The 17,466-nt window shown below is 43.0% G+C and carries 15 protein-coding genes; 13 read left to right on the forward strand and 2 right to left on the reverse strand.

The features are described from left to right. Positions 1-126 precede the first annotated feature (126 nt). The 9 genes from purC to purD are packed head-to-tail and all read left to right on the forward strand — an operon-like array spanning position 127 to position 9,818. The gene (gene purC, locus MUG87_RS13995; protein WP_247082926.1) at positions 127-846 is read left to right on the forward strand and encodes a phosphoribosylaminoimidazolesuccinocarboxamide synthase; all 720 of its coding nucleotides are present in this window, start codon (positions 127-129) and stop codon (positions 844-846) included. Next, positions 839-1,093: a phosphoribosylformylglycinamidine synthase subunit PurS gene (gene purS / locus MUG87_RS14000; RefSeq protein ID WP_247082928.1), complete on the forward strand. Its 255-nt coding sequence runs from the start codon at positions 839-841 to the stop codon at positions 1,091-1,093. The genes purC and purS overlap by 8 nt, the downstream gene beginning before the upstream one ends. Next, positions 1,090-1,773, forward strand: a complete 684-nt coding sequence (purQ, locus tag MUG87_RS14005; RefSeq protein WP_247082930.1) for a phosphoribosylformylglycinamidine synthase subunit PurQ — start codon at positions 1,090-1,092, stop codon at positions 1,771-1,773. The genes purS and purQ overlap by 4 nt, the downstream gene beginning before the upstream one ends. Further along, positions 1,757-3,976 carry a phosphoribosylformylglycinamidine synthase subunit PurL gene (gene purL / locus MUG87_RS14010; protein ID WP_247082931.1) on the forward strand — a complete coding sequence of 740 codons (2,220 nt, stop codon included), beginning with the start codon at positions 1,757-1,759 and terminating at the stop codon, positions 3,974-3,976. Before purQ ends, purL begins: the two co-directional genes overlap by 17 nt. Beyond that, positions 3,952-5,358: an amidophosphoribosyltransferase gene (purF, locus tag MUG87_RS14015; RefSeq protein WP_247082932.1), complete on the forward strand. Its 1,407-nt coding sequence runs from the start codon at positions 3,952-3,954 to the stop codon at positions 5,356-5,358. The genes purL and purF overlap by 25 nt, the downstream gene beginning before the upstream one ends. A gap of 43 nt (positions 5,359-5,401) precedes the next feature. Next, positions 5,402-6,442, forward strand: coding sequence for a phosphoribosylformylglycinamidine cyclo-ligase (gene purM, locus MUG87_RS14020; protein ID WP_247082933.1), 1,041 nt, complete (start codon positions 5,402-5,404; stop codon positions 6,440-6,442). After that, complete coding sequence (gene purN / locus MUG87_RS14025; protein ID WP_247082934.1) at positions 6,439-7,014, forward strand: phosphoribosylglycinamide formyltransferase; 576 nt, start codon at positions 6,439-6,441, stop codon at positions 7,012-7,014. Before purM ends, purN begins: the two co-directional genes overlap by 4 nt. Further along, the gene (purH, locus tag MUG87_RS14030; protein ID WP_247082935.1) at positions 7,011-8,543 is read left to right on the forward strand and encodes a bifunctional phosphoribosylaminoimidazolecarboxamide formyltransferase/IMP cyclohydrolase; all 1,533 of its coding nucleotides are present in this window, start codon (positions 7,011-7,013) and stop codon (positions 8,541-8,543) included. The genes purN and purH overlap by 4 nt, the downstream gene beginning before the upstream one ends. Positions 8,544-8,555: 12 nt before the next feature. Further along, positions 8,556-9,818, forward strand: coding sequence for a phosphoribosylamine--glycine ligase (purD, locus tag MUG87_RS14035; RefSeq protein WP_247082936.1), 1,263 nt, complete (start codon positions 8,556-8,558; stop codon positions 9,816-9,818). 100 nt (positions 9,819-9,918) lie between these two features. Here purD and MUG87_RS14040 read toward each other — a convergent pair whose 3' ends face one another. Further along, a complete protein-coding gene (locus tag MUG87_RS14040) occupies positions 9,919-10,332 on the reverse strand; it encodes a YgaP family membrane protein (protein ID WP_247082938.1) in 414 nt (137 codons plus the stop codon). Between the two features lie 147 nt (positions 10,333-10,479). On the opposite strand from MUG87_RS14040, the gene MUG87_RS14045 reads away from it, so the two are divergent. The 4 genes from MUG87_RS14045 to MUG87_RS14060 are packed head-to-tail and all read left to right on the forward strand — an operon-like array spanning position 10,480 to position 16,606. Beyond that, positions 10,480-11,169, forward strand: coding sequence for a heptaprenylglyceryl phosphate synthase (locus MUG87_RS14045; protein WP_247082940.1), 690 nt, complete (start codon positions 10,480-10,482; stop codon positions 11,167-11,169). A 4-nt stretch (positions 11,170-11,173) separates the two neighbouring features. After that, on the forward strand, positions 11,174-13,372 hold the full coding sequence (gene pcrA, locus MUG87_RS14050) for a DNA helicase PcrA (protein ID WP_247082943.1): 2,199 nt from the start codon (positions 11,174-11,176) through the stop codon (positions 13,370-13,372). Between the two features lie 10 nt (positions 13,373-13,382). Further along, positions 13,383-15,389: an NAD-dependent DNA ligase LigA gene (gene ligA, locus MUG87_RS14055; RefSeq protein WP_247082945.1), complete on the forward strand. Its 2,007-nt coding sequence runs from the start codon at positions 13,383-13,385 to the stop codon at positions 15,387-15,389. A gap of 11 nt (positions 15,390-15,400) precedes the next feature. Continuing rightward, entirely contained in the window at positions 15,401-16,606 is a 1,206-nt protein-coding gene (locus tag MUG87_RS14060) for a CamS family sex pheromone protein (protein ID WP_247082947.1), read from the forward strand. Between the two features lie 101 nt (positions 16,607-16,707). Here the strand turns inward: MUG87_RS14060 and MUG87_RS14065 are convergent, their stop codons facing one another. Beyond that, complete coding sequence (locus tag MUG87_RS14065; RefSeq protein WP_247082948.1) at positions 16,708-17,094, reverse strand: serine O-acetyltransferase; 387 nt, start codon at positions 17,092-17,094, stop codon at positions 16,708-16,710. Positions 17,095-17,466: the final 372 nt, after the last annotated feature.

Genomic DNA, 17,466 nt, shown 5'->3' on the forward strand with positions numbered 1-17,466 from the left:
TAGGCACAGGATTATATTCTGTGTCTCTTTTTATAATCAGATGATTTTTACTATTGGGAAATATTAAAACTTATAGCTGACTACAAATGGCTTTGCAAGAGCCGTTACAAAAGGGGAGTGCCGGGGATGGAGAAACTGGATCTGCTGTATGAAGGAAAAGCAAAAAGAATCTATCGCACAGAGCAAGAGAATGTGGTATGGGTGGCATATAAAGACAGCGCAACTGCCTTCAATGGTGAAAAAAAGGCTACAATTACAGGCAAAGGCCGATTAAATAATGAGATTACAAGTCTATTATTTATGAAGCTGAAGGAAGCCGGTATCAACAGTCACTTTGTACAAAAAATCTCCGATACAGAGCAGCTTGTACGCAAAGTGAGCATCATCCCGCTTGAAGTAGTTGTTCGCAATATCGTGGCTGGCAGCTTATCCAAGCGTTTAGGTATGGAAGAAGGCACGCTGCTTCCAGAGCCAATTGTAGAATTTTATTACAAGAATGATGATTTAGGAGATCCGCTTATAACAGAAGATCATATCCGAATCCTGCAAATTGCGACACCTATGCAGCTGCAGGAGCTTCGAGACCGTGCTCTGCAAATCAACGACGTTTTGACAGCGCATTTTGAGGGCTGTGGTGTAAGATTGGTAGATTTTAAGCTTGAATTTGGGGTTACTGACGAAGGAGAAATCCTGCTTGCAGATGAGATTTCACCAGATACTTGCCGCCTTTGGGATGCAAACAGCAATGAGAAATTTGATAAGGACGTATTTCGTCGCGATCTTGGCAATTTAACCGATGCTTATGAAGAAATATTAAAACGATTAGGGGGAATTTCACATGTTTAAAGTAAAAGTATTTGTCACATTAAGAGAGAGCGTTTTAGATCCACAAGGAGTAGCTGTTAAGGGCGCACTTCACAGCCTTTCTTTTACAGAGGTGCAGGATGTTCGTATCGGCAAATACATGGAGCTTACCATTGACCGTACTGTATCTGATCTTGATGCAATGGTAAAAGAAATGTGTGAAAAGTTACTTGCGAATGTAGTAATTGAAGACTATCGCTACGAGGTTGAGGAGGTAGTTGCGCAGTGAAATTCGCCGTAATCGTTTTTCCGGGTTCAAACTGTGATGTTGATATGTATCATGCCATTAAAGATGAATTAGGTGTGGAAGTAGAATATGTCTGGCATGATACGAAAAGTTTAGATGCATATGATGGCGTGTTATTGCCAGGTGGATTTTCATATGGTGACTATTTACGCTGCGGAGCAATTTCCCGTTTTTCCAATGTTATGAATGCAGTAAAGGAAGCTGCTGAAGCAGGAAAGCCGGTTTTGGGTGTATGTAATGGCTTTCAGATTTTGCTAGAGGCGGGACTGCTGCCTGGGGCATTGATGCGCAATAAAAATTTGAAGTTTATGTGCCGTACAGTCGGTCTTTCTGTTGAAAACAACAAAACTATGTTTACTTCGCATTATGCGCAGGGTGAAATCATTAACATCCCGATTGCCCATGGTGAGGGTAATTACTACTGTGATGAAGAAACATTAAAAACGCTAGAAGAAAATAATCAAATCGTATTCAGATATACAGACAATCCAAATGGAAGCGTTTCTGATATCGCGGGTATTACAAATGAACGTGGCAATGTACTTGGTATGATGCCGCATCCGGAGCGCGCTGTAGATGAACTATTAGGAGGAGCAGATGGCTTGAAGCTCTTTCTATCAATCTTAAAACACTGGAGGGAACACCATGCCGTTACTGCTTGAGCCAAATCCAACACAAATTGAAGAGCAAAAAATTTATGCTGAAATGGGTCTTTCTGACGAAGAATTTCAAATGATTAAAGATATCTTAGGCAGAACGCCAAATTATACAGAAACAGGATTATTTTCTGTCATGTGGTCAGAGCATTGTAGTTATAAAAACTCCAAGCCTGTTCTTCGTAAGTTCCCGACTACAGGTGAACGCGTCCTGCAAGGACCAGGCGAAGGTGCAGGTATTGTGGATATCGGCGACAACCAGGCGGTGGTATTTAAGATTGAAAGTCACAACCATCCATCCGCGATTGAGCCTTATCAAGGAGCGGCTACAGGTGTAGGCGGTATTATTCGCGATGTATTCTCTATGGGTGCGCGTCCTGTTGCACTATTAAACTCTTTGCGCTTCGGTGAGCTACAAACACCGCGCGTAAAGTACTTATTTGAAGAGGTTGTTGCAGGAATCGCAGGCTACGGCAACTGCATTGGTATTCCAACAGTAGGGGGCGAAGTGCAATTTGATCCTTGCTATGAGGGAAATCCGCTTGTGAATGCAATGTGCGTCGGCTTGATTAACCATGAGGATATCAAAAAAGGGCAAGCACACGGAGCGGGCAATACAGTGATGTATGTTGGCGCTTCTACAGGACGTGACGGTATTCATGGCGCGACGTTCGCTTCCGAAGAATTATCTGAGGATTCCGAGTCTAAACGTCCTGCGGTACAGGTGGGAGATCCGTTTATGGAGAAGCTCCTTCTAGAAGCGTGTCTTGAATTAGTAAAATCAGATGCTTTGGTCGGTATTCAAGATATGGGTGCTGCTGGCTTAACTTCTTCTTCAGCAGAAATGGCAAGTAAAGCTGGTATGGGAATTGAAATGCATCTAGACGATGTACCGCAGCGCGAAGCAGGTATGACAGCGTATGAAATGATGCTTTCAGAATCTCAGGAGCGCATGTTGATTGTTGTGAAAAAAGGCCGTGAGCAAGAGATTAAAGATTTGTTCCAAAAGTATGGTCTTGCGGCAGTTGTAGTAGGTAAAGTAACAGAAGATAAAATGCTTCGTCTATTCCATAAAGGTGAAATGGTAGCAGAGGTACCTGCTGATGCTCTGGCGGAAGAAGCACCTGTTTATCATAAACCTTCTCAAGAGCCTGCTTATTTTGCGGAATTCCAAGCGATGGAAAATGATGTTCCGCAGGTTGATAACTATAATGAAACCTTACTTGCTTTGCTTAAGCAGCCGACAATTGCAAGTAAGGAATGGGTCTATGACCAATACGACCACCAAGTACGCACGAGCACAATCGTAACACCAGGATCGGATGCAGCAGTTGTACGTGTACGCGGTACACAAAAAGCGCTTGCGATGACAACAGATTGTAATTCTCGCTATATTTATTTAGATCCGGAAACAGGCGGTAAAATTGCTGTGGCAGAAGCAGCGCGCAACATCGTATGCTCCGGTGCTGAGCCGCTAGCAATCACGGATTGCTTGAACTATGGAAATCCAGAGAAGCCGGAAATCTTCTGGCAAATCGAGAAGTCTGTAGATGGTATGAGCGAGGCATGTCGTACATTATCTACGCCGGTTATTGGCGGAAACGTATCTCTTTACAATGAGCGCAGCGGCGATGCGGTATATCCGACACCGACAGTTGGTATGGTTGGTCTTGTACATGACTTAGCGCATGTAACAACACAAGACTTTAAAGCAAACGGTGATTTAATATATGTAATCGGTGAAACAAAGTCAGAGTTTGGCGGCAGTGAGCTACAAAAGATGACATATGGAAAAATCTTCGGTAAAGCACCTGCGATTGATTTAGACGTAGAAGCGAAACGTCAACAGCAATTGCTTGCAGCTATTCAAGCAGGTCTAGTGCAATCTGCACATGATATTGCTGAAGGTGGCTTTGCGGTAGCCATTGCGGAGTCATTGATGGGAACAGCGTTTGGTGCGGATGTAAAGGTAGAGGGCGATGCAACAGTGGCGTTATTTGCAGAAACACAATCTCGTTTTGTGGTATCTGTAAAGCCAGAAAACCGTGCGGCCTTTGAGCAGGCTGTGGAAGCACAGTATATCGGGACAGTAACAGAAACAGGTAAACTCATCATTCGCGGTACAGAAGAGCTGATTCATGCGGATGTACAGGAGCTGAAAACTGCTTGGAAAGGGGCAATTCCATGCTTGCTGAACTCAAAGGCTTAAATGAAGAGTGCGGTGTTTTTGGGATTTGGGGGCATGAAAATGCAGCACAAATCACGTACTACGGTTTGCATAGCCTTCAGCACCGCGGCCAGGAAGGTGCAGGAATCGTTGTAAATGATGGTACTAGCTTAACCGGACATAAAGGACTCGGCTTAATTACAGAAGTTTTCTCACATGGTGAGCTTGATAAATTAAAAGGAAAAGCAGCAATTGGGCATGTAAGGTATGCAACAGCGGGCGGGGGCGGCTACGAGAATGTGCAGCCGCTTCTCTTCCATTCGCAAACAGGTAGTCTAGCGCTTGCGCACAATGGCAATCTGGTGAATGCGAATCGCTTAAAATATGAACTTGAGATGCAGGGCAGTATTTTTCAAACAACGTCTGATACAGAAGTATTAGCGCATTTACTCCGTCGTCATAATGAATTTCCTCTTATCGATCGAGTGAAGGTAGCATTGAATAAAATTCAAGGAGCATTTGCCTTTTTAATGATGACAGAAACACAGCTTTTGGTTGCGCTTGATCCAAACGGCTTCCGTCCCTTAGCAATCGGTATGCTTGACGGGGCATACGTAGTCGCTTCTGAAACATGTGCGTTTGATATCATAGGGGCAACGTATATTCGTGATGTGGAGCCAGGAGAGCTGCTTATTATCTCTGACGAGGGGATAGAGTCAAGAGTGTTCACAACAGAAACAAAGCATGCGATCTGTAGTATGGAATATGTGTATTTTTCCAGACCGGACAGCAATATCGATGGTATTAACGTTCATGCGGCTCGTAAAAATATGGGTAAACTGCTTGCAAAAGAAGCGCCAGTTGAGGCAGACGTAGTTACAGGTGTACCGGATTCCAGTATTTCAGCAGCGATCGGATTTGCAGAGGCATCAGGTATTCCGTACGAGCTTGGCTTAATCAAAAATCGCTATGTAGGGCGTACGTTTATTCAACCCTCGCAAGAATTGCGTGAACGCGGTGTAAAGATGAAGCTCTCTCCTGTTCGCGGTATTGTAGAAGGTAAGCGTGTGGTAATGATTGATGATTCCATTGTGCGCGGCACAACGAGTAGAAGGATTGTACAAATGCTGCGTGATGCCGGCGCGACAGAGGTGCATGTGCGCATTGCGGCACCGCCGATCGTTAATCCATGCTACTACGGTATTGACACATCCACAAGAGAAGAATTGATTGCATCCAAGCATAGCATAGAAGAAATGCGAGTGCTCATTGGCGCGGATTCTTTGTCTTTTTTAAGTGAAGAGGGTCTTGTTGATGCGGTGGGACGCAAGCGTGGCGAATGCGGTGGACAATGTATGGCTTGCTTTAACGGACAATATCCAACACCGATTTATGGAGAAGAGTTGGTACATCAGCGTAATTAATCAGGTATTTATATAGAATTGGTTTCAAAAGGAGGCGTACAAGGTGGCACATTCTTATAAAGAAGCGGGAGTCGATATTGAAGCGGGATATGAAGCGGTGACGCGCATGAAAAAGCATGTTCAAAAAACGACTCGTCCCGAGGTTTTGGGCGGTTTAGGCGGATTTGGCGGCATGTTTGATATCTCGAAGTTCGGTATGCAGGAGCCAGTTTTAATTTCCGGTACAGATGGTGTAGGCACAAAGCTGATGTTAGCGTTTATGATGGATAAGCATGGTACAATTGGAATCGATGCAGTGGCCATGTGTGTAAACGATATTGTGGTACAGGGAGCAGAACCATTGTTTTTCCTAGACTACATCGCTTGTGGTAAAGCAGATCCTGCCCGAATTGAAAGTATTGTAAAAGGAGTGGCAGAAGGTTGTTTACAAGCCGGTTGCTCTTTAATTGGCGGTGAAACTGCGGAAATGCCAGGAATGTACGCTGAGAATGAATATGATCTAGCTGGATTTACAGTTGGAATTGCTGATAAGCAAAGGCTGATCACAGGAAAAAGCATTGAAGCAGGGGATGTATTAATTGGTCTATCCTCAAATGGTATTCACAGCAACGGTTATTCGCTTGTGCGAAAAGTGCTACTAGAACAAGGACAATTGTCTCTGCATGAAACATATGGAAATTTGGAAACGACGCTTGGAGAAGAATTGCTTCGTCCGACACGTATTTATGTGAAACCCATCCTAGAAGCGTTGAAGCATTTTGATATTAAAGGAATGGCACATATTACAGGCGGAGGCTTCATTGAAAATATTCCTCGTATGCTTCCGGAAGGAATCGGGGCAGAAATTGATTACGGCTCTTGGCCTATTCCCCCAATCTTTGATTTGCTGCAAGAAACAGGGGACCTGAACCGAAATGAAATGTTCAATATTTTCAATATGGGCATCGGTATGGTACTTGCAGTGTCAGAATCAGAGTTTGCAGGTGTTATTAGATTGCTAGAAGCGCAGGGAGAAAAAGCATATATTATCGGCCGAGCGGCTTCAGGAGAAGGTGTAACGTTTGGCGGAGGAGCAGTCGTATGAAAATAGCGGTATTCGCTTCGGGGAACGGCTCCAATTTTCAAGCGATAATAGATGCAATGGAGAATGGTGCGCTGTCAGTGGAAATTGGTCTGCTCGTTTGTGATAAAGCAGGGGCGATGGCTATTGAGCGAGCAAAAGCGCATAGTATTCCGACCTTTGTATTTGCAGCTAAAAGTTATGCTTCTAAAGAAGCTTTTGAAACAGATATTTTGAAGCAGCTGCGTATTCATAACATAGAATGGATCTTTCTCGCTGGTTATATGCGTTTGATTGGTACAGTTTTATTGGAGGCGTATAAAGGTCGCATTGTCAACATTCATCCGTCGCTATTACCTGCTTTTCCAGGCAAAGACGCGGTAGGTCAGGCTTTGGAGGCCGGGGCAACGGAGACAGGCGTAACCATTCACTTTGTTGATGAAGGCATGGACACTGGGCCGGTGATTGCGCAGGCACCCGTGTCAATCGAACCGAGTGATACGCATGAAAGCCTGCATCAAAAAATTCAAGCGCTAGAACATACCTTGTACATCCAGACCATTCAAACTTTAGTAACAGGAGTGAAATTGTCATGAAAAAACGTGCGTTAGTAAGTGTATCTGATAAAACGGGCATTGTGGAATTCGTTAAAGGATTAATAGAAGCAGATGTTGAGGTTATTTCTACAGGAGGCACGAAAAAGCTGCTGCAAGAAAATGGCTTGAACGTAATCGGTATTTCTGAAGTAACGGGATTCCCTGAAATTATGGATGGACGCGTTAAAACACTTCACCCGAATATTCATGGCGGCTTGCTTGCAGTTCGTGACAACGAAACACATGTGGCGCAAATGAATGAGCTTGGTATTCAGCCCATCGACTTTGTTGTAGTTAACTTATATCCGTTTAAACAAACGATCGCGAAGCCGGATGTAACATTTGAGGATGCGATTGAAAATATTGATATTGGTGGCCCAACAATGATTCGTTCCGCTGCGAAAAATCACGAATATGTTGCTGTCATCGTAGATCCTACTGATTACTCTGCAGTTCTTACAGAATTAAAGGAAAGTGGCGATGTGTCTAAGGAAGCAAAGCGTAAGCTGGCGGCAAAAGTATTCCGTCACACAGCTGCATACGACGCTTTAATCTCTGAATACCTAACAAAGCAAACAGGTGAAGAAAGCCCTGAGACAATTACAGTTACTTTTGAGAAGAAACAGGATTTGCGCTACGGTGAAAATCCGCATCAAAAAGCGACTTTCTATAAAAGTCCATTCGTAGCTGCTTCCTCGATTGCGTATGCAAAGCAGCTGCATGGTAAAGAATTGTCGTACAATAATATTAATGATGCAGATGCTGCGCTTAGCATTGTAAAGGAATTCGAACAGCCAGCTGTTGTGGCAATTAAACATATGAACCCATGCGGCGTTGGAATCGGTGCTGATATCCATGAGGCGTACCAACGTGCGTACGAAGCTGATCCGGTTTCTATTTTTGGAGGTATTGTAGCGGCGAATCGTGAGATTGATAAAGCAACAGCTGAAAAATTGCATGAGATTTTCTTAGAAATTATCATTGCGCCTTCCTTCTCGCAAGAAGCACTGGATATCTTACAAAGCAAGAAGAATCTTCGTCTATTAACGGTAGACATTGCGAAAGAGAAGGCAGCTAATAAAATGACGTCTGTACAAGGTGGCTTACTTGTCCAAGAAGAGGATGTTCTATCCTTAGAGGCTGCAAATATCACAATTCCAACAAAGCGTCAGCCTACTGAACAAGAATGGGAAGATCTAAAGCTTGGCTGGAAAGTTGTAAAGCATGTGAAATCAAACGCCATCGTGCTGACGAAGGACAATATGACGATTGGTGTCGGCGCAGGCCAGATGAATCGTGTTGGTGCAGCTAATATTGCAATCGCACAAGCAGGAGAAAAAGCAATAGGGGCATCCCTTGCATCTGATGCATTCTTCCCAATGGATGATACGGTAGAAGCGGCGGCGAAGGCTGGCGTAACGGCAATCATTCAGCCTGGTGGCTCTATTCGCGATGAGGATTCTATTAAAAAGGCGGATGAATACGGAATCGCAATGGTATTTACAGGTGTTCGTCACTTTAAACACTAAGGGGGAGAAAGTATGAACATTCTGGTTATCGGAAGAGGCGGTCGTGAGCACGCATTGGCATGGAAGCTCGCGCAATCAGGCCATCATGTTTATGTAGCACCAGGTAATCCTGGTATGCGCGATGTTGCGCAATTGGTGACACTTGATGAAAACGACATTCCAGCACTAATTGCATTCGCAAAGGAAAAAGAAGTGGCTTTGACAATCGTTGGCCCTGAGGTTCCTTTAATGAATGGAATTGTAAATGAGTTTGAAGAAGCGGGTCTTCGTATTTTCGGTCCGCGCAAGGAAGCAGCGGTTATCGAAGGAAGTAAAGCCTTCACGAAGGATTTAATGAAGAAATATCACATTCCTACAGCGGCATATGAAACCTTTACAGAGTACGAACAGGCTGTGGCTTATATTGAGAAAATTGGGGCACCGATTGTAATTAAAGCTGACGGATTGGCTGCAGGAAAAGGCGTGACTGTAGCCATGACGAAGGAAGAGGCGCTAGAAGCTCTGCAAGAGATGATGCTAAATGAAAAGTTTGGTGCTGCAAGTAAAAAGGTTGTCATTGAAGAATTCTTAGAAGGACAAGAATTCTCCTTGATGGCATTTGTGGCGGGCACGAAGGTATATCCAATGGTGATTGCACAAGATCATAAGCGTGCTTTTGACGGCGACCAAGGCCCTAATACAGGGGGAATGGGTGCATATTCACCTGTGCCGCAAATTCCTGCGAGTGCTGTAGAAAAGGCTGTTGAAACAGTACTTCTGCCTGTTTCGGCGGCGATGGTGAATGAAGGTCGTTCCTTCACAGGTATTTTGTATGCGGGTTTAATTTTAACAGCACAAGGTCCTAAAGTTATTGAGTTCAATGCACGGTTTGGCGATCCAGAAACAGAGGTTGTATTGCCGCGCCTGGAGAATGATTTGGCAGATGTTATGCTGTGCCTGCTCGATGGCAAAGAAGTTGACTTGCAGTGGTCAACAGATGCGGTTGTTGGTGTTGTACTTGCGGCGGTCGGCTATCCGGAAGCATATGAAAAGGGTCATGTCATTCGAGGACTTGACCAAGTAGGAGAAGGCACCCTTGTCTTCCATGCTGGTACGTCCATGCAAGACGGTGAATTTGTGACAAACGGCGGTCGTGTATTGTTTGTAGCATGTAGAGGCAAAGAATTATCAGAAGCGCAAAAGCGCGTATATGAAGAAATTCGCCATATTGAAAGCGAAGGCTTATTTTTCCGCTCTGATATCGGTAAAAAGGCCATCGACTATATAATGGTATAAGAAACAGCCGGTGCTATTGTAGCACCGGCTGTTGGTGTGTGGTAGAAAGGAAATTCAGTCGTTGCAGTGTTGACAAGAAAATGCGTTTTCTCTTCCGAATTCAAAATGATTTCGTACCCAAAATCGCTTCGGCTATGTCAGCCTCAATTTCCTTATCTGAAGCACTATAAGCTTTTTTATCATGATGTGAAGGCTCATCATGATGTGCTTTGTGTGCCTCTTGCTTATTAGAATGTCCCTTTTTCATAAAGCTCATCATAGGTAAATTCATGTATTTGTTAAGCTTAAAGGCTTCCGTCACTGGACAGAAACGCACTATACCCTCGGCAACCTTCATTGCCCCTAATACAACAGAAAGCTTTGCGGAAAAGCACCAAGGTTTACGCGTTAACTTAATAGCGGCAAAGGTAACCATTGTTAATCCCGCTGTAATGCGGATTAACGCATTCAACGTGCCGATGTTTGGTTTGAACACGAGAAACAGCTCCTTTTCCTTCAGGTTGAAGTAAATCATCTACCTCGTCTCTTATTGTGTATCACCTCACGCACACTATACAATCCAACATTTAGGACAAACTATATAAGGTCATATTATCGGTTCGTTAATTCATAAAACTTTGTTATAATGAAATGATGCATAAAGCAGGAAAGAGGTGTTCTTATGTACGACATAAAACAATGGAAGCATGTGTTTAAGCTGGACCCGAATAAAGAGCTAAGTGAAGAAGATCTTGAAAAAATTTGTGAATCGGGAACAGATGCCATCCTTGTGGGCGGAAGTGACGGTGTAACATTGGATAATGTATTATTCATGCTATCAAGCATTCGCAGATATACAGTACCTTGTGTACTCGAGGTGTCATCTTTAGAGGCAGTCACACCCGGTTTTGACTACTACTACATTCCCTCCGTTTTGAACAGTCGTAATCCCCAGTGGATTACTGGTTTGCACTACGAAGCGTTAAAGGAATTCGGCGATATCATGAACTGGGACGAGATTTTTATGGAGGGATATTGTGTTCTAAATCCAGATTCTAAAGTCGCGGCATTAACAGAAGCAAATTGCACATTAAGTCATGATGAAGTAATTGCCTATGCGCGTTTAGCGGACAAGTTGCTGCGTTTACCGATTTTCTATCTGGAGTACAGTGGTACATACGGAGATCCCGAGCTTGTAAAAAAGGTAAAACGCGAGCTAGAATCCGCCCATTTATACTACGGCGGAGGCATCGCAACGAAGGAGCAGGCTGCAGAGATGGCTCGGTATGCGGATACGGTTGTGGTTGGCAATTTAATTTATACAGACGTAAAAGAGGCTTTGCGTACAGTGCAAGCGGTGAAAGGGGAGTGACAACATGAGCGGATTGCAATTATTAACAGGCTTAAACCCTGAGCAGCAAGCTGCGGTCAGAACAACAAGCGGTCCCCTGCTAATCATGGCAGGTGCGGGAAGTGGGAAAACCAGAGTATTAACGCACCGCATTGCTTATTTGCTACAGGAAAAAGGCGTAGCACCATGGAACATACTCGCCATCACATTTACAAACAAGGCAGCTCGCGAAATGAGAGAGCGTATTGATAAACTGGTTGGTCCGGAAGCAAATGATATTTGGATTTCAACCTTTCACTCTATGTGTGTTCGGATTTTGCGCCGCGACATTGATCGCATTGGCATTAGCCGTAATTTCACCATTTTAGATGACAGCGATCAAATGTCAGTTGTCAAAAACATTTTAAAGGATCGCAACGTTGATCCGAAAAAGTTTGAGCCACGCGCTTTGTTAGGTGCAATCAGCAGTGCCAAAAACGAACTGATTACCCCGGAGCAATATACAAAAGAAGCATCTCCCGACCCGTACGAAAAAATGGTCAGTGATGTGTATACAGAATATCAAAAGCGTCTTCGAAAAAACAATGCGCTTGACTTTGATGATTTAATCATGACAACCATCCACTTGTTTGAGCGCGTACCGGAAGTGTTGGAGTTTTATCAGCGGAAGTTTCAGTACATACACGTCGATGAGTACCAAGACACAAACCGTGCGCAATATTTACTCGTGAAAATGATAGCTGCACGTTTTCAAAATTTGTGTGTTGTGGGTGATTCGGATCAGTCTATTTATCGTTGGCGCGGTGCGGATATTACGAATATTTTATCGTTTGAGAAGGATTATCCGAGCGCGACGGTAATTATGCTAGAGCAGAATTACCGCTCTACAAAGAATATTCTACAGGCTGCTAATACAGTAATTAATAATAATTTAAATCGCAAGCCCAAGAATTTATGGACGGATAATGAACAAGGACATCCCATTTCCTACTATCGTGCGGTAACGGAGCAGGATGAGGCGTACTTTGTTGCGAAAAAAATTCGCGAAGATATCCAAATTGGTAAACGCAGCTATAAGGATTTTGCGGTGTTATATCGCACTAATGCTCAGTCTCGTGTGGTGGAGGAGGTTTTCTTAAAATCTAATATTCCGTATAAAATCGTCGGTGGTATTAAGTTCTATGATCGCAAAGAAATTAAAGACATCCTAGCCTACTTACGCTTAATTGCAAACCCACAGGACGAGATTAGCTTCTCTCGTATCATTAATGTACCGAAGCGCGGTATTGGCGCATCCTCCATTGATAAAATCATCAACTACGGAACGATGAATGACCTGCCTTTAAGCGATGTACTAGAACAAATTGATTTTGTCGGACTGAGTGCCAAAATTACGAATGCTGTTGGGGAGTTTCATCGTCATATGAAGGGCTGGGTACAGCAGCAGGAATATTTGTCTGTAACGGAATTGGTGGAAGAGGTGCTGGAGAAAACGGGCTACCGCGATATGCTGAAAAACGAGCGTTCTTTAGAAGCACAAGCGCGTCTGGAGAACTTAGAAGAGTTTTTATCGGTTACACAAAACTTTGAAGCACAAAGCGAAGACAAAAGCTTAGTCGCGTTTTTAACGGATTTGGCGCTCGTAGCGGATATTGACCGCGTTGATGAAGAGCCAGGCAGCCAAGAAGAAGTTATTTTAATGACCATGCACTCAGCAAAAGGACTGGAGTTTCCAGTTGTGTTTATTGTTGGTATGGAGGAGGGCATTTTCCCGCATTTGCGTTCGTTGATGGACGAAAATGAGATGGAAGAAGAGCGTCGCTTGGCGTATGTGGGCGTGACGCGAGCCGAACAAGAGTTGTATATAACAAATGCCCAAATGAGGACGTTATACGGTAGAACGAGTATGAATCCGGAATCGCGCTTTATTGCAGAGATTCCACAAGAACTGATACAGCCGCTTCATAGTGTACCGCAAAAACGAAAGACAACACCGACTCCAGCGCCTCGGATGCGCACTGTACAGCAACCGACGTTGCAGTCTACAGGTGGGGAGCAGCATGGCTGGCGTGTAGGTGACAAAGCGGCACACAATAAATGGGGAACAGGTACGGTTGTGAGTGTGAAGGGCGATGGAGACAATATGGAGCTTGATATTGCCTTCCCAAGTCCAACAGGTATTAAACGATTGCTGGCAAAGTTTGCCCCAATTACGAAGGTGTAGGAGGTTACCTATGTCAAGTGAGATTGCACAGCGCATAAAAGAACTGCGCGATATGTTAAATAAATTTAATTATGAGTATCATGTTTTGGATAAGCCTTCCGTTTCAGATGCTGAATATGACAAGTATATGCAAGAGTTGATGCGGTTAGAGGAAGAGTATCCGGAATTTTTGACAGACGATTCTCCTTCCTTGCGTGTCGGCGGACAAGTCCTTGATGTGTTTACAAAAGTGACACACACATCACCCATGCTTAGCCTTGGCAATGCATTTAATGAGACAGATTTGCGTGATTTTGACCGAAAAGTTCGCCAAGGTAGCGGACGCGAGGAGATTCGTTATGTTTGCGAATTGAAAATAGATGGGTTAGCGGTATCCCTTCGTTATGAAAACGGTTTGTTTGTGCAAGGTGCTACCCGCGGCGACGGAGTAACAGGTGAAGATATTACCCAAAACCTAAAAACGATTAAAGCCATCCCACTGCGTTTAAAGGAATCTGCTACAATGGAAGCGCGCGGAGAGGCTTATATGCCAAAGCGTTCTTTTGTAAAGCTCAATGAAGAAAAAGAAGAAAAGGGCGAAGTTTTATTTGCGAACCCAAGAAATGCTGCAGCTGGTTCTCTACGTCAATTGGATCCAAAAATTGCAGCACAGCGTAATTTATCGTTCTTTGTGTACGGTTTAACGAATTTAGAAGGACAAACTATTTCATCTCATAGTGAGGCATTGAATTATCTCGATGCGCTTGGCTTTAAAACGAACACGCATCGTCGTGTTTGCGGCAGTATAGAGGAAGTGATTGCCTATGTGGAAGAGTGGCAAATTAAGCGTCCAGAGCTTGACTATGAAATAGACGGTATCGTAATCAAAGTAGATGATGTGACGATACAACAGCAATTAGGGTTAACAGCGAAAAGTCCAAGATGGGCTATAGCGTATAAGTTTCCAGCTGAAGAGGTTGTGACAAAACTGCTTGATATTGAGCTAAATGTAGGTCGTACAGGCGTTGTTACACCAACCGCAAATCTCGAACCTGTTCGTGTTGCTGGTTCCATTGTGCGCCGCGCTTCGCTTCATAACGAAGATCTAATTCGTGAAAAAGACATTCGTATCGGTGATTATGTAATCATCAAAAAAGCCGGAGATATTATTCCCGAGGTCGTAAGTGCATTGGTCGAGCGTCGTACAGGAGAAGAGCAAGAGTTCCGTATGCCAGAGACCTGTCCAGAATGTGAGAGTGACTTAGTAAGGTTAGAAGGAGAAGTCGCGCTTCGTTGTTTAAATCCATCTTGTCCAGCGCAAATCCGTGAAGGGTTGATTCATTTTGTATCTCGTGATGCCATGAATATTGATGGTTTGGGAGAACGCGTGATTACACAGCTTTTCAATGAAAAGTTAATTCATACGGTTGCGGATATATACAAATTGGAAAAAGAACAGTTGTTGGGGCTTGAGCGTTTTGGCGAAAAATCCGCATCTAACTTAATTGCAGCTATCCAAGCTTCTAAGAATAACTCTCTTGAGAAGTTATTGTTCGGATTGGGAATTCGTCACGTTGGATCAAAGGCTGCCCGCACACTAGCCCAGCATTTTGATAACATGGAAAACCTGCGTAAGGCAAGCGTAGAAGAATTAACAGCTATTAATGAAATTGGTGATAAAATGGCAGAGTCTATTGTCGCTTATTTTGATAATGAAGAAGTAGAAGAACTGCTTCAAAAGCTTGCCGAGCACGGCGTAAATATGATATATAAAGGCGTAAAACCTTCAGAAGTGGTAAACAGCGATTCATATTTTGCAGGTAAAACGGTTGTATTAACTGGTAAACTGGAGCTTATGGGACGAAGTGAGGCAAAGAAGAAAATTGAAGAGCTTGGCGGGAAAGTGACTGGAAGTGTGAGTAAAAGTACAGATTTACTAATCGCAGGAGAAGCGGCTGGTTCCAAATTAGCACAGGCTGAAAAACATAACGTAGAAGTATGGAATGAAGAGAGGTTTGTGGCGGAGTTAAATAAGTAAGAGGTGTAAATATGAAGAAGCTTGCATTATGTATAAGTCTTGGGCTGATCCTGACAGGATGCGCCCCAAGCTTTCAAAAGGACGAAAAGATCGTCCAAAAAGTGGGAAAATCTAAAGAGAATTCGATTATTCCTAGCTACTCTATTTCCGATGAATACTATAAATCGATCATTCCGTTTGAAGAAGGCGCTGCCCGCGGCTTGGTGGTGCAAGGGCTTAACAGCCGCTTGGATATCGATGAGTTTGAAACCGGGCTGATGCGCATTGCACAAGAATCTTTCAGTACAAAAGATTACTTGTTTCAAGAAGGACAATTTCTAAGTAGAGACACCGTACAACAGCTTGTGCAGAGAAAGCGAACAGATGCGCAGCAAGCAGAAGCGGAGAAACGTCAAAACAACTTAAACAAAAAGGTCAAAGTGCCGAATTTAGGATTGAACCCACCATATGATAAAGATGCTCCTGGTTCTGTTGAAGATAAAAATGCGAAAAGCCCAATTTATCTATCTAATATCTTAGAGCATAATTATATGATTAAAAACGGTAATGGTGAAGTAGAAATTGGCGGTGTTGTAATTGGTTTAGCGATGAATTCCGTTCATTATTATAATCTTCCGCCGGAGCAAGGCGGTTATCCGCGTGAAACACCTATTCCGGAAGGAGAAATGCTAGAACAGGGCAAAAAAATGGCCCAAGCTATTTTAGATGTTTTAGTCAAACAAGAAAAATGGAGAGATGTTCCTGTTACTTTTGCGATTTATCGACAAGAAGCCAAGTCTTCCCTTGTGCCAGGGCATTTTGTAACCTATACAAAGCTGGACAAAGGAGAAACAAAAGTTGGTGACTGGGACAGCATTGATGAGCGGTACTACTTATTTCCTTCTGAAGCAGGAAAAAAGGATTATCGCGAAGATAATACAAAGATAGAAAACTTTAAGTCAGATATTGCTGAGTATTTCCCGAATAACTTCACGGCAGTAGTAGGTCGTGGCTTTTATAAAGATAAGCAAATTCAAGAGTTAAAGCTAGATATACCTGTCCAGTTTAATGGAAAAGCGGAGGTCATTGGCTTCACACAATTTGTGACAGGTTTGATTATGGAGCATTTTCCAAACTACGTTAAGGTCGAGGTGAATATTCATTCGGTCGGCAGGCAAGAGGCTGTAATTTTACGGGATTCAGAGCAAGAACAACCAATTGTTCATATATTTGACTGAGCAGAGTCATTCTTATAAAAGCTTTGGATAGACAAAAATATTATAGAGAGTGTATAAAAGGGAAGCTATTTCCTTGTTATACACTCTCTTCTTTTAAAATTTTATTTCTTAATATAAGACTGATACTTTTCCATATCTGTACTAATTACTTTTGTAGGTACTCCTGCAATAACGCAATTACTTGGTACTTCTTTTGTTACAACAGAGTTTGCGTCAACTACAACGTTATCTCCAATTCGTCCTCCCAGACACTTTGTACCTGGTCCTATAAATACGTAATCATCTATTGTTGGTAGCGTCTCTCTAGAGCCGATGGTTACATTTTGTGATATAACACAGTTCGCCCCAATTTTTGCTTTCGCATGAATGACAACCCCAATCCCTCCATAACCTAGTCGTGTTCCTTTTCCGATTTCGGCAGTATAAGGGATGATGGAGTTGAATCGGAAATGAATAAAGCTTTTAAGGAAGTTAGCTCCTTGTATCAAACCATTATAAATAATATGCGTAGCTTACTTTATCACTAGAAGCTGTTACCTTTACATATAAATGAAAAAATTTTTTGATTTCTGTACAAATCTCGCGAATAGCTAACATAATTGTCCACCTGCTAAAAATTTATTTATAAAATGATTTCTTCATAATTATATATTAGTGTGTTATCGATTTACAATTCTACATACAGGCACGAATATCTTGAAAGAATCTTGCATCGTTAGGGTACTTGTAAATGGATGAATGATTTCTAGGGTATAAAGATAGTGATGAGAGCCTTAAAAATATTTTAAGAAAATGTTGCATGTATAAAAATATGTATAAAATTAAGTGTTTATTCGTTTCTTTACACTAAGTATGTAAGG

The organism is Ectobacillus sp. JY-23, from assembly GCF_023022965.1.
GTDB lineage: Bacteria > Bacillota > Bacilli > Bacillales > Bacillaceae_G > Ectobacillus.

Excerpts from the sequence above, each read along its gene's own strand:
- purC (WP_247082926.1), top strand. The coding sequence starts at position 127 with ATGGAGAAACTGGATCTGCTGTATGAAGGAAAAGCAAAAAGAATCTAT.
- purS (WP_247082928.1), top strand. The coding sequence starts at position 839 with ATGTTTAAAGTAAAAGTATTTGTCACATTAAGAGAGAGCGTTTTAGAT.
- purL (WP_247082931.1), top strand. The coding sequence starts at position 1,757 with ATGCCGTTACTGCTTGAGCCAAATCCAACACAAATTGAAGAGCAAAAA.
- purF (WP_247082932.1), top strand. The coding sequence starts at position 3,952 with ATGCTTGCTGAACTCAAAGGCTTAAATGAAGAGTGCGGTGTTTTTGGG.
- purN (WP_247082934.1), top strand. The coding sequence starts at position 6,439 with ATGAAAATAGCGGTATTCGCTTCGGGGAACGGCTCCAATTTTCAAGCG.
- purH (WP_247082935.1), top strand. The coding sequence starts at position 7,011 with ATGAAAAAACGTGCGTTAGTAAGTGTATCTGATAAAACGGGCATTGTG.
- purD (WP_247082936.1), top strand. The coding sequence starts at position 8,556 with ATGAACATTCTGGTTATCGGAAGAGGCGGTCGTGAGCACGCATTGGCA.
- MUG87_RS14040 (WP_247082938.1), bottom strand. The coding sequence starts at position 10,332 with ATGATTTACTTCAACCTGAAGGAAAAGGAGCTGTTTCTCGTGTTCAAA.
- MUG87_RS14045 (WP_247082940.1), top strand. The coding sequence starts at position 10,480 with ATGTACGACATAAAACAATGGAAGCATGTGTTTAAGCTGGACCCGAAT.
- pcrA (WP_247082943.1), top strand. The coding sequence starts at position 11,174 with ATGAGCGGATTGCAATTATTAACAGGCTTAAACCCTGAGCAGCAAGCT.
- ligA (WP_247082945.1), top strand. The coding sequence starts at position 13,383 with ATGTCAAGTGAGATTGCACAGCGCATAAAAGAACTGCGCGATATGTTA.
- MUG87_RS14060 (WP_247082947.1), top strand. The coding sequence starts at position 15,401 with ATGAAGAAGCTTGCATTATGTATAAGTCTTGGGCTGATCCTGACAGGA.